The sequence below is a fragment of the Bacillus sp. ISL-18 genome (assembly GCF_018613415.1).
Lineage (GTDB): Bacteria > Bacillota > Bacilli > Bacillales > Cytobacillaceae > Neobacillus.
Map to the genome: position 1 here is coordinate 1 of NZ_JAGGQG010000025.1, position 14,996 is coordinate 14,996.

Annotated in this window: 13 protein-coding genes; 5 read left to right on the forward strand and 8 right to left on the reverse strand. The window is 41.0% G+C overall.

Annotated features, from left to right (window positions below):
• Positions 1–177: 177 nt before the first annotated feature.
• The gene (locus J7E81_RS26110; protein WP_215047011.1) at positions 178–408 is read right to left on the reverse strand and encodes a hypothetical protein; all 231 of its coding nucleotides are present in this window, start codon (positions 406–408) and stop codon (positions 178–180) included.
• Between the two features lie 136 nt (positions 409–544).
• Here J7E81_RS26110 and pdaB point away from each other — a divergent pair, with 136 nt between their 5' ends.
• Positions 545–1,297, forward strand: coding sequence for a polysaccharide deacetylase family sporulation protein PdaB (gene pdaB, locus J7E81_RS26115; protein ID WP_215047013.1), 753 nt, complete (start codon positions 545–547; stop codon positions 1,295–1,297).
• A gap of 30 nt (positions 1,298–1,327) precedes the next feature.
• Here the strand turns inward: pdaB and J7E81_RS26120 are convergent, their stop codons facing one another.
• Positions 1,328–2,017 (reverse strand): KinB-signaling pathway activation protein, encoded by a 690-nt coding sequence (locus J7E81_RS26120; RefSeq protein ID WP_215047015.1) that lies wholly within the window; start codon positions 2,015–2,017, stop codon positions 1,328–1,330.
• A 151-nt stretch (positions 2,018–2,168) separates the two neighbouring features.
• Here J7E81_RS26120 and gerD point away from each other — a divergent pair, with 151 nt between their 5' ends.
• Positions 2,169–2,732 (forward strand): spore germination lipoprotein GerD, encoded by a 564-nt coding sequence (gene gerD / locus J7E81_RS26125; RefSeq protein WP_215047017.1) that lies wholly within the window; start codon positions 2,169–2,171, stop codon positions 2,730–2,732.
• 257 nt (positions 2,733–2,989) lie between these two features.
• On the opposite strand, the gene J7E81_RS26130 is transcribed toward gerD, so the two are convergent.
• The 3 genes from J7E81_RS26130 to J7E81_RS26140 form a co-directional block, all read right to left on the reverse strand.
• A complete protein-coding gene (locus tag J7E81_RS26130) occupies positions 2,990–4,042 on the reverse strand; it encodes an Mrp/NBP35 family ATP-binding protein (protein ID WP_215047019.1) in 1,053 nt (350 codons plus the stop codon).
• 126 nt (positions 4,043–4,168) lie between these two features.
• Positions 4,169–4,891: an N-acetylmuramoyl-L-alanine amidase CwlD gene (cwlD, locus tag J7E81_RS26135; RefSeq protein ID WP_215047021.1), complete on the reverse strand. Its 723-nt coding sequence runs from the start codon at positions 4,889–4,891 to the stop codon at positions 4,169–4,171.
• 152 nt (positions 4,892–5,043) lie between these two features.
• Positions 5,044–5,487: a YbaK family protein gene (locus J7E81_RS26140; protein WP_215047023.1), complete on the reverse strand. Its 444-nt coding sequence runs from the start codon at positions 5,485–5,487 to the stop codon at positions 5,044–5,046.
• Positions 5,488–5,662: 175 nt separating this feature from the next.
• Between J7E81_RS26140 and J7E81_RS26145 the strand changes: the two genes are divergently transcribed.
• The 3 genes from J7E81_RS26145 to J7E81_RS26155 are packed head-to-tail and all read left to right on the forward strand — an operon-like array spanning position 5,663 to position 9,293.
• The gene (locus J7E81_RS26145; RefSeq protein WP_215047025.1) at positions 5,663–7,132 is read left to right on the forward strand and encodes a spore germination protein; all 1,470 of its coding nucleotides are present in this window, start codon (positions 5,663–5,665) and stop codon (positions 7,130–7,132) included.
• A 15-nt stretch (positions 7,133–7,147) separates the two neighbouring features.
• The gene (locus J7E81_RS26150; protein ID WP_215047027.1) at positions 7,148–8,245 is read left to right on the forward strand and encodes a GerAB/ArcD/ProY family transporter; all 1,098 of its coding nucleotides are present in this window, start codon (positions 7,148–7,150) and stop codon (positions 8,243–8,245) included.
• Positions 8,232–9,293, forward strand: a complete 1,062-nt coding sequence (locus J7E81_RS26155) for a Ger(x)C family spore germination protein (RefSeq protein ID WP_215047029.1) — start codon at positions 8,232–8,234, stop codon at positions 9,291–9,293. The genes J7E81_RS26150 and J7E81_RS26155 overlap by 14 nt, the downstream gene beginning before the upstream one ends.
• 169 nt (positions 9,294–9,462) lie before the next feature.
• Here the strand turns inward: J7E81_RS26155 and J7E81_RS26160 are convergent, their stop codons facing one another.
• The 3 genes from J7E81_RS26160 to J7E81_RS26170 are packed head-to-tail and all read right to left on the reverse strand — an operon-like array spanning position 9,463 to position 14,975.
• Positions 9,463–11,049, reverse strand: a complete 1,587-nt coding sequence (locus tag J7E81_RS26160) for a SagB family peptide dehydrogenase (protein ID WP_215047031.1) — start codon at positions 11,047–11,049, stop codon at positions 9,463–9,465.
• A 21-nt stretch (positions 11,050–11,070) separates the two neighbouring features.
• Entirely contained in the window at positions 11,071–13,014 is a 1,944-nt protein-coding gene (locus tag J7E81_RS26165) for a TOMM precursor leader peptide-binding protein (protein ID WP_215047032.1), read from the reverse strand.
• A complete protein-coding gene (locus tag J7E81_RS26170) occupies positions 13,014–14,975 on the reverse strand; it encodes a putative thiazole-containing bacteriocin maturation protein (protein WP_215047034.1) in 1,962 nt (653 codons plus the stop codon). The genes J7E81_RS26165 and J7E81_RS26170 overlap by 1 nt, the downstream gene beginning before the upstream one ends.
• Positions 14,976–14,996: the final 21 nt, after the last annotated feature.

Genomic DNA, 14,996 nt, shown 5'->3' on the forward strand with positions numbered 1-14,996 from the left:
TGTTTAGTTTTCAAAGAACAAATTATCAATTCGCTAAAAGCGACTTTTATAATATATCATCTGTAGCTGGCAAAGTCAACATCTTTTTTAAGATATTTTTTTACCACCAGCAGCGACGTTTATTACTATAACAAGATAATAATTATATGTCAACGTGTTTTTTATATTTTTTAAATCTCAGCCCTTTTTCCGATCCTTTGTGCCTCTTCGTATGTATTTAAAACATTCTTGCGGAGAGGCAACCCGCTTAAATAAAGTAAAAAGAATCTTATATCTTTCTTCCATTGATCTTTTTACAATATGGTCAATTCGTTCATCTTTTAAGTCAAATAAAATTTCATCCATTTCTCTCTTAATAAGGTATTCCATTTCTTTTACTTCTTTCTCACTTATTAGAAGCCCAAACATTGAAAAACCTCCAGCGAAATAATTAGTTATAGTAGTCTTTTCCAAATTTAGAAATTTTATAATTAAAAAGTTTAATCATATTATCAAAAAACAAAGCATAGGTTGAGACAAGGATGTATTGGACGAGGTGGGAAGAATGAATTTCTTTTTTGTGTTTAATGGAAAAGCTCTAAAAAATGTATCACTGATTCTCGTTGCTGCTTTTTTTACAGCATGGTTTCTCTACCTGGAAAACTTAGTCCAGATACCTGTGTTTTCCACAAAGGACAGCACAAATGCTATTTATCGGGGTGAAAAAGATTTAGCCCTTACGTTTAATATTGGGTGGGGGGATGAAAAAGCGGAACCTATTTTAGATGTGCTGAAAAAAGAGAATGTTAAATCTGCAACTTTTTTCCTAGCAGGTTCCTGGGCCGAACGTCACCCTGACCTTGTCAGCCGCATCGTTAAAGATGGCTACGAAATTGGGGTTCTAGGCTATGATTATGTTGATTACCTTGATGTAGAGGATGCTAAAATTGCGAAGGATATTTCCAAAGCCCAAGAAGTCTTCACTAAATTAAACGTAAAGAATGTTAAGCTTTTACGGGCACCGACAGGTCATTTTGATGAACGTACATTAAAAATAGCGAAGCGTTATGGTTATACCGTTGTTCATTGGAAGGTAGACTCTAAGGATTGGCAAAATCCAGGCGTTGAAAAAATTGTGGAAAATGTAAGTAGAGCAGAGGATGGGGATATCGTCCTACTTCATGCCTCAGATTCAGCAAAACAAACAGCGAAAGCCCTGCCGCTGATTCTTGCTGATATTCGACAGAAAGGACTAAAACTTGTATCAATTTCAGAAATGATCGCTAACGGTGAGGTCCATTCTAAGGAAATCAATTAACTTGAATTTCAACTAATAAAGCCGCCCATATTACATGGACGGTTTTTTTGTCATCTTTTTATTTTTGTTTGTGTTTTTTGTTTTCGGAATGGTTTGCTCCGCTCGCTTTTGCCTCTCTTGTTCGGATTGAGCGTTTAATTTATGAAGTATTAAAATTTGATAGGCATTACATGCTAGTAAAGAAATCATCATGAGATAGAACCAATTCTTCTCATTCTCACGAAGCACCGGAACCCATTCCACTAATGTAGCAACAACCATAAAAAATAACGCCGGGATAAAAGCTCCTCGGTTTGTTTGCTTTACTTTATACCAGGCAACAACAAGGGAAACAGCTAAAAGAAGAATGGCTGGTCCCAAGTAAGGAAGCACGGAATCCCCAGGCTTAGCAAAGTTCGTATAACGAAGGTAGATTAAATCAAATAAACCAAACAGAATAAGAACGACTTGCACAGAATTCCAGAGCGATACGGACTTAAATATCCCTAATCCAAACCGGTGGATCGTTAAATAAGAAAAAAAGCCCATTTGGCTAATGACACTAAACAGAAATCCCATAACAATAAGCCAAACTAACGTGGATAAAATATCGATAATTTTAAAATGAATAAAATAGGGCTGAAATTCTCCCCAGCGAATGATAAAACCCACAATAGCCGTCGTGACCCCGCCAACTAATAATGTGGACATAAATAGTCTTACCCAATTACGGCTTGTCACTAATCAAACCTCCAGCATACAAAAAATGATTACCCTACTGATTGTACCAATCAAAATGTGAAAAATCCATAATTTCATTTTTTCATGCGAATAATCTCGCTGTAATTTCTCATCCTAAAATTAAGGATTTATTTGTGAAAGGAGCTTTAAAATGAGAAGAAAAAGTATGGTGCTCCTCCTGCCCATTCTGTTGTTCCTGACTAGCTGTTCTTCTAGTAATGATTTAAGCAACGCGGCGGTACAACCTGACTATGATCAGACCAAAAAAATGGTGGTTGATATTCTTAAAACCGATGATGGTAAGAAGGCAATTCAAGATGTGATGACATCCGAAGCAATGAAAGAGAAGCTTGTCATGGACCAAAAGGTTGTTGCTGACACCATCCAAACAACTCTTACATCCGATAAAGCAACTGATTTTTGGAAAAAAACGTTTAGCGATCCTAAGTTTGCCAAAGGTGTAGCTAAAAGTATGAAAAACGAAAATAAAGCTTTATTAAAGGAATTAATGAATGACCCTGAGTATCGGGCCATGATGATTGAAGTTTCTAAAGAGCCAGAAATTCAAAAACAAATGGCTGATGCTCTCAAAAGTAAGGAATACCGGGAACACCTTCAAAAGGTCATTACAGAAACAATTGATAGTCCGCTTTATAAGGCTAAAATTCAGGAATTGCTGCTAAAGGCTGCTGAGGAAGCATCTAAAAAATCATAGATAACAAAAAGGAAGGTGTCCCAAAAGTATAACTTTTAGGGGCACCTTCTTGTTTTTATACATTAAACTAGTATGTTGATTTCCGCTCCAGGCACTTCGCTTTCCGCGGGCGGTACGGGGAGCCTCCTCGTCGCTTCGCTCCTGCGGGGTCTCCCCTGCCCCGTACTCCCGCAGGAGTCTTCGTGCCTTCCGCTCCAATCAACATAGTGTGCAAAAATTATTCATCGTCCACCTTTTGGGTAAGCCTCTTCTTTTTCTTATTTTTTCAGCAGGCCAGTTACTTTTTCAGCAATTTCTAAGTAAATTTTTCCGATTTGATGATCTTCTTGATAAACCGATGGGGCAAAATCTTCATCATTCCAATCAGGCTGGTTCAGCGGCAAACGTCCAAGCAAGACTGTATTTAATTCTTCAGCCAGTTTATCACCGCCGCCACGGCCAAACACATATTCCTTTTCTCCGGTTAGCTTACTTTCAAAGTAGGCCATATTTTCAATAACACCCAGTACTTCATGCTCGGTTTTCAGTGCCATTGCACCTGCGCGTGCTGCTACAAAAGCAGCGGTCGGATGTGGAGTTGTGACAATAATTTCCTTACAAGATGGCAGCATGGTGTGAACGTCTAATGCAACGTCCCCTGTACCAGGAGGCAGATCTAATAATAAATAATCAAGCTCTCCCCATTCTACCTCACTAAAGAAACTATTCAGCATCTTTCCTAACATCGGTCCACGCCAGATTATAGGGGCATTGTCCTCTACAAAGAAGCCCATTGAAATAACTTGTACACCAAACCGTTCAACTGGAATGATTTTTTCGCCGCGCACAACAGGACGATTCGTTATGCCCATCATATCAGGCACACTAAATCCGTAGATATCGGCGTCAATTAGTCCAACCTTTTTGCCTAAACGAGCTAGCGCCACAGCCAGGTTAACGGAAACTGTAGATTTACCAACGCCCCCTTTTCCACTTGCAATCGCAATGAAGGTTGTATCCTTAGAATTAAGAAGGGTTTGATTGTTCTCAGGTTCTGCATTACGGTGTTGTGCCAATACTTCTTCAGGCAATTCAGCAAATCGAATCCCCACGGTAGCCGCTCCTTCTTCCTTTAACACATTGACAATTTGTGTTTGCAGCTGAAGCTGTTCACTTGTACCCGTTTTAGCAATGAGTACCTTCACACTAACATGGTTCTTTTCTTCTTTAATTTTAATTTCCTCTATTGCATTTAATTCAGCTAATGTTTTATGTAAAAAGGGCTCTTTGAGGCCGCCCAGAACTTCTCGGACTTTTTTCTCTGTTAACATAACATGCACCTCACCTATGAATTCTTTTCCATTTTCAGTATACCATAACCTAAACAAGAAACAGTTAATTCAATCACTGTTTCGTAACTATTTACCATAAAAAAACGGAAGATGCTTCCATCCTCCTTAATCTGTTTCTTTTAATTCTTTTTCATTCGTAAAGTAGCGCAGAATGCCGTTATTGATCGATGCGGACACTTTTTCTTGATAGGATTCCTTTTTTAACAGCTCCTTCTCTCTTGGGTTAGAGAGGAAACCTACTTCTACTAGGACACCTGGTTTTTTGGCATTCTTTAAGATATACACTTGATTGATCGGCTTAGCCTTCCGTTCGGTGTTTTCAAGATTCCTGCGGAGCTCTTCCTGGATAAATTTTGCTGCTCGAGCGTTTTCCTTATGTTGTGGAGCATAAAAGGTCTGGGCACCGCTCCATCTTGAAGAAGGAATGGCATTTAAGTGAATACTGACAAACAAATCAATGTCGGTATTATTTATCATTTTTAATCTTTTTTTAAGGTCCTCTACCTTCCTGCGGCTATAGCCCCTGGTATCAGGATCAGCTAAATCCTCATCCTTTTCCCTTGTCATGATTACAAGAGCTCCCTGCCCTTGTAGATAATCACGAACATTTTTGGTGATTTCTAAAGCGATATCCTTTTCAAGCGTTTGGCCCGTTCCTGCCCCGCCATCCGGCCCGCCATGGCCAGCATCCAACAAGATTATTTTTCCTGATAAAGGAAGGTTCCAGGTTTTCCATGAATTATTTTCACTAAAATCATGCTGTAGTATAAAAAATAACACAATTAATCCTGTAATAAAGCTAATAATTTTTATTCTGCCTTTTGCCACCCATATCCTCCTTCCCGCTCGTCCCTGTTCAGTTAACTATATGGGACAAGGGGAAGTTTTAGAACCGTAAAAAGCATCCATAAAGCAGTGTACTGAGCATTCATAAAGCCTCGCACAGTAAGTCACAGCAGGATGCTTTTGGTTTACCTCGTTTAATGTAATCTCAACTTATGACGTCTCTGCCCTTTTTCATACCCCTCATTCCACCAGGCAATGATATATTGCTCGCAGAGATAGTAAAGGGATTCACTCATCGTGCCTTCTTGTCCATTTCCCCAGTAAAGCAGGAAATTATAGAGCGTATCAATTAGATGTTTTTCTTCTTTAAAACATCGTTTGCGTACATCTTCTACATTTTCACCATAATAGCCAAACTTACTGAATTTTGCTCCCAAGAGAAATGCTTCTAAGGCGACATCATAACAGGCTTCCTCTATTCCTGTATTCATCACAAAGCTTGTCGCAAGGCTCGTGGAACCGAAATAGTGTTTAACTCTTTCCTTCAATGTATTAATCGATAAATCCCGCAGTACGGAACGTTCATATTTAATCTGCTTTTCACGTCGTTTTTCTTTAAAGGTTGTTATAACAGTCACTACTTTTCACCTCTTAGGACTATTCTTTATCCCTTAGGTCTAAGAAATGCAAAGTCATGATTTCCAATTTTTAAAAGCACATTTTTATTTTAAGACAAGCGTATACCGTTGTTATTCATAATCCTTCCAATATAGGGAAACGATAATATCAGGCTAAATAGGGGTGAGAGTAAACATGGGCTGGTTCTCAAAAAATAATCAACAACATGAAAGAGAGGAATTGGAGAAGTTCCTCAAGCGGTCAAAGGATTTTAAAAAGATCTCTTATATCAACGTACCGACGAATAAACAGTTTTCTATTTGGTTCATTTCAACCCTTATTGATGAGAGCATTTTACAGGAGAACGCTCTTCCCTATTTATTGGAGAAACCCTTTGAAAAAATTGAGGATGTAAAGAAAATTATAGCTCTCGCCGATGTCCAAATTAGTACCGATCCAAATGAGATTGAACAGAAGTTGTTCACTGGCTATGTCCTTTTGACGTTGGATTCTGACCGCCATCATTATGTATTTTTAGCTGCACAAAAGGAACTCGTCCGAAGCATTTCACCACCCGAGGTGGAGTTCAGCGTCATTGGTCCAAAAGAGGCCTTTGTTGAGTCAATCGATCAAAATGTAAACCTTATTCGCAAGCGGCTTCCCGTCAAGGAATTAATCGTCGAAGAGCTGACACTTGGGTCGCTTTCCAAAACAAAGATATCGATTTTATATATGGACGGCATCGTTGACCCTGCCAACGTCCAAACCGTAATGGACCGGCTTAAAAATGTAGAATTCGATGCAATTACGGATAGCTCTTATATTGTTCAGTTAATTTGCGATAATCGAAATTCCCCCTTTCCACAGTTATTGGATACGGAACGGCCAGACCGGGTTACGTCTATTTTAGCTGAGGGGAAAATTGCCATATTCGTAGATGGTTCGCCGCATGCCTTGATTACCCCTACTACACTCGTTGAATTTTTCAGTTCCTTCGAGGACTATTTTTTAAATTGGGTGCTGGCTTCATTTTTCCGGTTAATTCGGCTCTTTGCTGTTGCATTTTCGATCTTGGTAACACCTGTTTATGTAGCGACATTATCCTATCATTATGAATTAATACCGACAGACTTGATGAACACCCTGGTTACTTCCCGGAGAGATATACCGCTTCCGCCTATTTTAGAAGCATTCTTCTTAGAGCTGACCATTGAACTCCTAAGAGAGGCAGGAGCCCGTCTGCCTACAAAGGTAGGGCAAACTATAGGTATCGTAGGCGGTATTGTAATTGGAACGGCATCCGTTGAGGCTGGATTAACGAGTAATGTTCTACTTATCATTGTCGCTCTTGCAGCATTGGCCTCTTTTACAACCCCTGTTTATAAAATGGGCAATGCCATTCGACTGCTCCGATTTCCATTTTTGTTTTTTGCCGAGCTCTGGGGGCTGCTGGGGATTGTCCTGTGCTTTTGTTTTTTAATGACCCATTTAATCCGGCTGACCTCTTTAAACAGGCCCTTTTTGGAACCTTTATATCCGCCTAGAAGGACAGACCTTAAGGATTCTCTTATCAGACTGCCATTTAACAAACAATCCTTACGACCACAGGCACTTAGGACAAAAAATCCCGTTCGTTATTCTAAAAAAAGCGACATTGACGAGTAAAGCGGAGGAGGGTCTATGGAACATTTAGTACCTGAAAAAGCAAAAATATCGCCCTTTTTGGTTTTTTTTCTAGTCCATACCATACAGCTAGGCATTGGTGTTTTAGGGTTTCAGCGTATTATTGCGTTAACAGCTGGATATGATGCATGGATTTCGGTCATTTTAGCCGGACTAAGCATTCATGTCATTCTCTATATGATGTATAAGATTCTTGGAACCGTAAAAGGCGATTTGATATCTGCCCATTCCTATGTTTTTGGCGATAAATTGGGCCGAATCCTTTCACTTCCTTTTGTGCTCTACTTTTTATGCGTCGCTATAATCCTGCTCCGGTCATTTATCGAAGTGGTTCAAGTCTGGATGTTTCAGGATATGAGTACATTTTGGTATTCCTTCGTTTTCTGTCTGCTGGCTGTCTATATCGTATTTGGCGGCTTTCGTACCGTTACAGGGGTAGCTTTTTTTGGAGTGGTTCTTCCATTCTATTTAATTTTCACCTTTTTCTTTGCCTTCCCCTATTCCGATTTCAGAAACTTACTTCCAATCTTTGATCACTCGATCAGTGATTTGATTAAGGCAGCCTATCAAATGTCACTTACCTATCTTGGCTATGAGACACTTTTATTTTTTTATCCTTATATCAAAGATCCCGAGAAGTCTAAGAAATGGGCTCACCTGGGTGTCCTATATACCACCATTCTCTATACAGTCATCACCATTACCACCTTTTCCTATTTTTCTGAAGGCCAGCTCCAAAAAAATATCTGGGCTACCTTGACTATTTGGAAAGTGGTCGAGATGCCATTTGTGGAGAGATTTGAATACATTGGGATTGCTAATTGGAATATTATCATCCTGCCTAATATCTGTATTGCCCTTTGGTGTGGAAGCCGGATTTTAAAACGGGTTACCCGCCTGAAACAGAAGCATGGTGTCCTTCTGTTATCAGCAGTGGTTTTAATTTTAATAAATTTTTTAAAAACACGCGAGCAGATCAATACCATCCTTGACTACACAGGAATGGTTTCCTTTTTCCTAGACTATGTCTATATTCCTTTTCTATTTGTTCTTGTGTTGATTGTAAAGAGGGTGAAAAAAAGTGAAAGTTCTTAATGCTCTTCTTATCCTTTCAACCTTTCTTGCGGGTTGTGTCCAAAAGGAAATCGTTGATGATGTGAATCTAGAGACTGGAGCTGCCTATGATTATATAGGCGGAAAAATTCACGGGACGGCATTAGTTCCTATCTATTTATCGAATAAATCAGTTAGTAACAAAACCTTTTCATCTTCCTCAAATTTAAGCCGGGATTTTTTAAGAGATGTACAACGTCAATCTTCTGATCCACTTGTAGCAGGGAGCCTTAAAGTGGTCCTTTTTGGTGAACGGCTTGCAAAAGAAAAGGGAATTTTGGACTTAATTGACTCCTTTCAACGTGACCCAAGCATAGGGGCAAGATTGTACTTAGCTGTAACAGAGGGAGATTCAAAGTCTGTGATGAATGGAAACTATGGAGAAAGAGGCAATGCAATTTATCTATCCCATCTTATCCGCCATAATATGCAATCAAAAGACGTGCCCAAAACAGACCTTCAGCGTTTTTTATTTGATTTTAATCAGAAAGGAAAGACCCCTTATCTTCCCCGCTTAAAAAAGTGGGGAAAGGAGGACATTGAAATTAGCGGTCTCAGCTTTTTTCGATACGGGCATGTCGTCGATACCATTCCAGCTGACAAAATGTTTTATTTTAAGCTGCTAGTGGATAAATACAGTAGAGGTACGTTAAAGGTGGATCTTGGTAAAGATGCTGCTGCCATTGAAAGTATTCGTTCGAATTACAAAATGAGTCTTTCTTCAAGAAATCCTTACAAGGTTACGGTCAACATTAATGTAAAGGCCATCTTAAATGAATACTCAGGATTACGGATAACACCCCAGAAACTAAAAAAAATAGAGGGAAAATTAGAAAATAATATTGAATCCGAATGTGTAAGGTTAACCAAAAGATTTCAAGCAAAAAACCTTGACCCTGTAGGATTCGGACATTTTATTAAAAGCAAAACAAGACATTTCGATTTTAATAAGTGGGAAACAGATTACAAGGATATACAAGTAAGCGTTCATGCAAATGTAACGATTACAGAATCAGGAGTTATTGATTAATTTTAGTTTCTGAAGGGGGCGGCAGCAACGGAAATTGATCCAGCATAAAAAGGTTATCCAAAGCCTCAAGAAAAGACTCCAACCATATGGTTAAGAGTCTTTGGATATATCCGTACAGATCCTTTTATAAATTAAAGGAAGACCCTGTACAGATGACAACTAGTCTTACCTAGCTAAGCAAACTCCCTTTTAACCAGGCGCGGGGACGATAAGGACCAACCGGGACTTGGATTAGACTTGTTTTCTCCTTTGAAGCGATTCCGTAAAGTTCATCAGATTGGTTCGCATTAAATCCTAATAGGGGATGTCCCCCCATTCCTAATGCACTCGCTACTATAAGCAGTCTTTGCAAGAGGATCCCCGCTTCCATTTGTTGAATGCGGTATCCTCGATATCCCAATTCCTTTTTAAAGTGATCCTTGTCTCCAACAAGGTGCAGGACTAGAGGAACTTGAAACAGATTAACAGTGGGCATGGTTAACCCATACTGTAAAAGCTCTCGAAAATCCCCCTGGGTTATTCTCCGCAGTGCATGAGCACTTTTGTCATAGGCATAAGCACCATTTGGAATTCCCTCCACATTATAAAAACTGCCATACATTGTGACATGATTCTCAGCATGCCCGTATGTGTCATTAAGATCATTCTGATACGATAAGGAAAATGTCTCTTTTAACAAAGTAGATAAGTGCGTTTGGCTGACTTTCCTCATCATAAAATCCATATCAGGGGAATGCCGCTCCCGGCAAATGGATGCAAAATCGTATGAAAAGTGCTCGGTAAATGGCAGCATGATTGCTTCCATACCGAAATCAGATTTTATACGATCATTGTTTCTGATCTTGACGAATGAATTCGTTGTTTCCAACAACGATTCTTCATTCATTATTCTCAGCAACGGATAATCAAGGACTCTCTTTGATCGATTATAGGTCTCGTGTATCAGCACTGGAACTTCTTGGGTCAATTCTGTATCAGAAATACTATCGTCACTATTATTACTTTTGAAAACACAATTAATAGACTGATTAGTGGATAATGGGAGAACGGCATATACACTTTCATCCTGTTCAGCCAGCCCAAGTAAATGATTGATCGACCGATCAAGAAATTGGTAGCATACCCGTGAAGAAAATCCCATCTGATTAGCCACTTCTACTGCTTGCCCTATTAACACACCAGCGTCTAACCCTTGAAGCCGGTAGGAAAAATTATTATATTTATAGAAGTTTTTCCAAAAAACGGTTGAAACAAAAACCGTGCAGAAACAATCGGACAGATCACAGCTATTTCCTAGACTTCTGGATAAGTAAAAATCGTGATTTCCTTCTCGCAACAGAAGGAGGCGGTGATGTGCCACATCGTAATGGTAAATTCCCACTGGTACGTCTTCAAGCTTTATATACACGTATAATTCATTGGGGTACAGTGCCCCTCCAGAGGGAACAAACCTTCGTACTAACTGGGCATAACTTACAGCCGCTTTTTCATCAGTGTCCTCGATGAAGGCGGTTTGAGCGTAGTGAGTAAGTCCATATACATACCATAAGAAATGGCCAAGTTCCTCAAGTGCAGGTTTTGCATCAGATTCTCTTCCCTTGAGGGTTAATGGAACATCTCCAGATAGTGAGATCTCCGGCAGGCCGCGGTAGAGTTTATAGGGAAGTGGTGCATCCTCCCAATCCACTTGCCAATCGGGAGGAGCTGACTTATCCGTATCAAAGTGAAGATGATGCAGAAAGGTTTCAAGATCCACTTTTACACCTCCTATTTTTCATTATGGGAATGGGTGAGGATATGGATTAAGCTGTTCATACGTTAACGGCTGTTTGGTAAACCCTAGTTTCATCGGCACTTGAAGGACCCTTTCCAGCCCTCGAACACGGGTGAGGTGGTGCCCGAATGTCATCGGCAGCATCCCAGGAATCAAGACCTTAACACAGAATAATCCGTTCCGTTTGGTTATGGGAGTGGTTTGGTCCACCACAATGACCTCGAGGTCTAATTGTCGGAACCGATCAAGAATATTCTGGAGATCATCCTTCAAATCGGTATGCTCAGGAGGCTGTTTGAATTCCTCCGCGAACGTTCGTAATGGACGATTATCCTGCAATAAAAAGTTCAGCCGTTCCTCCGCTTCCGGCAGACCGTAAAGCAGGCCATGGTCCGCCATATTACGGACCGCAAATGGATCTTTTAGCATCTCCTCATATTTTTGCCGGTTTTCCTCCAATAGTTTGTCATGCCTAACCATCATTCCAGCCAGCTCGTAAATCGCGCTTTTTACCGCTCTTACAGGATCAGGATTAGCCCCTGCCGCGCAAATAAGGTTCACCCCACTTGATCCTCTGTTTTTTGCCACTGCCCAAACACTGGGAATTCCATGTTCCATGGTCGAATTGTAAAAATAGACGTCATACCCCTGAACTTCACGGATTCTATCAACCATCAACTCTATTTCTTTATCGTTTGCTGAACGGAGATCAAGAGGCGGGATCGGCAGCTGTGCATACCACGTTATCAAGAAGGAATCCCTCTCAACGATTTCCATAATGCCGTGGAATATCGCTTCCTCCATACTTCCACCTAATGCGCATCCGTTGGAGGTTTCATAAACAAACCCCTCCTCATTAAAGCCCAAACTGTAATAAGCGAGTAGCTCCGGAACCAGAATAGGACGTTCTTGTAAAAACGAATAACCCCAGACCCAATTCATGGGGGCATCAGGATGAAACGGTTTAAACGGAAATTGCATCTTTGCATATTGTTCCTGAGCATGTAAACCGACTCTAGCCGGATTCAATGCGAAATCCTTTAAATGGCGGTAACTATCACGAACTTTCTTAGCTTTTCCTTGGGGCTCGATTCCGCAATATCGCTCCAATCCCTCCAAAATGGCCGTTAACTCACTTATTTCATAAGAATTAGAACGGCCAGCTACCCCCTCGTCAGCCCCAAACAACGGCATGTTAACCAAAACATCAGCAAATGGCAGCCTGAGATCCTCCATTTTTCCATTCATGATGCCCGTACGTTCATCTAGATAGTCCTCGACCAACACTGTTTTCAATTCATCCATCGAACGGCAGCGATAACCAGTACCATTTAATTTAGGGCTGGACTCCAACCTAATTTGAGCTAATTCTGGTGTGTCTTCAGGTAACGGACTGCAAATCGGGCACAACGGATCAGGCAAGAAAACGTGACTAGAGATTGTTAACGTTCTCAGGTTGGTAATGAACATCCTTCCTTCTAAGGGAGTGGACTCTCCTTGAAGAACCTTCTTCACTTCATTACTGATAAAGTTTGCCATTTGCGATAGTCCCGTCCTTGAAGCCCATGCATCACGCTGGCCCCCCGCCCCACTAGCTAATCTTCTGTTAATCTCCCACATTTCAAGGCGGTCAGGGCCGGCTATCAAGCGTCGTTTATCAGCACAGAGAGAACATCCCGGTTTGTCGGGCCGTACTAATGGACCAATGACCCCCTCACCAAATGAAACAAAACCTCGAAGCCAAAGGATACCAGAGGACCTAAATCTCTCTTCTGCTTGTTGATGGATGGATGGAGGCCAAGCATCGCTAAGCACTAGGGCTAATTCTGTTTCTTCGGGAATCTCCTTGAAAAGGGCTTGACGTCTTATGTGATGGCTGGGTGACAATTGCTCCGAGACATAATCCGCTAATAAGCCTTCTCCGGTAATGAGAATATGGGCAGTCATTAGAAATCCCCCTCTCGTACCTGCACACCATATACCCCTGCCAGCTCTTGTTTTAAAAAAGGCTCTATCGCGAGGTCATAGACAACTAACTTTTTGCCGTTTCGATTAAGGACCTGTATCGAAGATTGTAAGAGCGCTAATGGTGTCATGTCATCACAAGAGGTGATTTCGAGTTTGCTTTCCTCTTTTTCTAGATAGATCATCGACTCACCCTCTTGCCTAACGACAGAATATACTCGATTTTGAGCGTCCAATAATGCTTGCTGCAATGTATTTTGTAAGGCCAATGTTGTGTTTAGACCTGTCCCTGTGTACCAATAGCCTTTTGATCTTACCGATACAATCGGGAAGCCTAGTACATCTTCTTTTAAACCAATGGTCGGTGCACCGTTCAAGGTGATCAGGGCATTTAAATAAAACCTGCATCGTTTATCCTCTATGGCTCCAATTGACACACGAAAAACCTTATTGAGGTGGTTTTCCTGACTTTTTTTCAATGTTTCATCTAGATAGGCTTGCAGCCCCCGGCAAACAGCTTCTGCGGTTGTTTCTCCTGCACCGATGCCAAGAAACCCTTCTGGAAGATGAACACCCACTTTATCTGTCCGATTAAGGAAGCCAGAACCATAGGAAGTGATCATTTTGGAAACATACATTTCAATGCCCTTTAGACCGGCATTCCTTCTTGCTTCTTCATGTGTCAGCCCCGAACAGATCATTTCCGGCAGCAGTTTTGCCGGTCCCTCTGACACTGGGTCAACAGCCTGAATATAGCATTGGGATAGAGGAAGCTGTAACAAATTCCGTTCCTCCCAGGTATGAAAAATACCTATCTCTTTTGAGGTTAAGCGGCTGAAGTATTCCAAAAGCAATTCTTGCTGTTCATCCCTGTCTGATTCTTGTTTAAGTTTTAATTCAAGATCTACAACCTGTTCAGGTGTTTGCTTTATAGACATGATCGATGGATGTGGAATGAATGAAAGCCAGTCTCCTTCCAGCGTTTCATGATTAAGCATGAAAATTTGATTACTTTGATTTGAATCTGCTATCCCTGTAACCCTCTTGAAAAATTCAAACGCAGAGACATTGGCCAAAACAGCAGCTGAAGTGGAGGAGAAGGCCAGAGGCTCCCTATTTGCTTGTACGGCAGATTGATGGATTCTGCGCCATGCAGACTCAAAGCATCCCTCTGATTCTGGATGGGTTAACGGGCCAGAGTATCCAACTCCATCTAAATAGATGGCAGGAAGAAATGCCTTCTTATCTTCTTTGCAAATTTGATTCAGATTCCTTAATTCATTTATATCTCCATCCGGAGAGACATACAGAATCCAATCATAGGGCTGCACAGCGTCTTTCCAAACCTTTTTTCCTGCCTCTTTCGGATAGGGTACTTCCACCAACTCGATATCGGAATCTATTTTCCTCGCATTCTCCACATGTAAATTAAGGCGCAGACTATTGGTGGGAACTGCTTCTGTGACCATAACATTTAATTTGGGCAGCCCCGAATCCATTAATGCAGAAACCAGTGATACTAGGAAGGGTCCAGAGCCCACAGCCAGGACATTTGCCTGACGATACTTTTGAAAATGGTATGCACCTGATTCGGAGAAATTCTCGATAAATTCAATTTGTGAAGCATACTTTTCTAGGACTCGACGATTTAATTGATGGGGTAGATCCTTGCTTACATCTCGAACAAAACCATTCTTGTACAACGTTTCTCCGATTTCATATACCCTGTCACGGTACGCTCCCGTTAACCCCTCCGTCAAATCTCCCAATGTTTGCTCTCCATTAAACATCGGCAGCAGCTTCTCAATCCATTGATAAATGGTTCTGCCTTCGATTCGGAAGGAACTTACGTTATTTCTAAAATAGACACCCCCTTTTTGATCCGGGAGAAAAAACGTATCCCTTTTGGCCTTCAATCGTGAGGACGAGGTAAGTTTTGTCATTCAGCGCCTCCTTATTCCTTG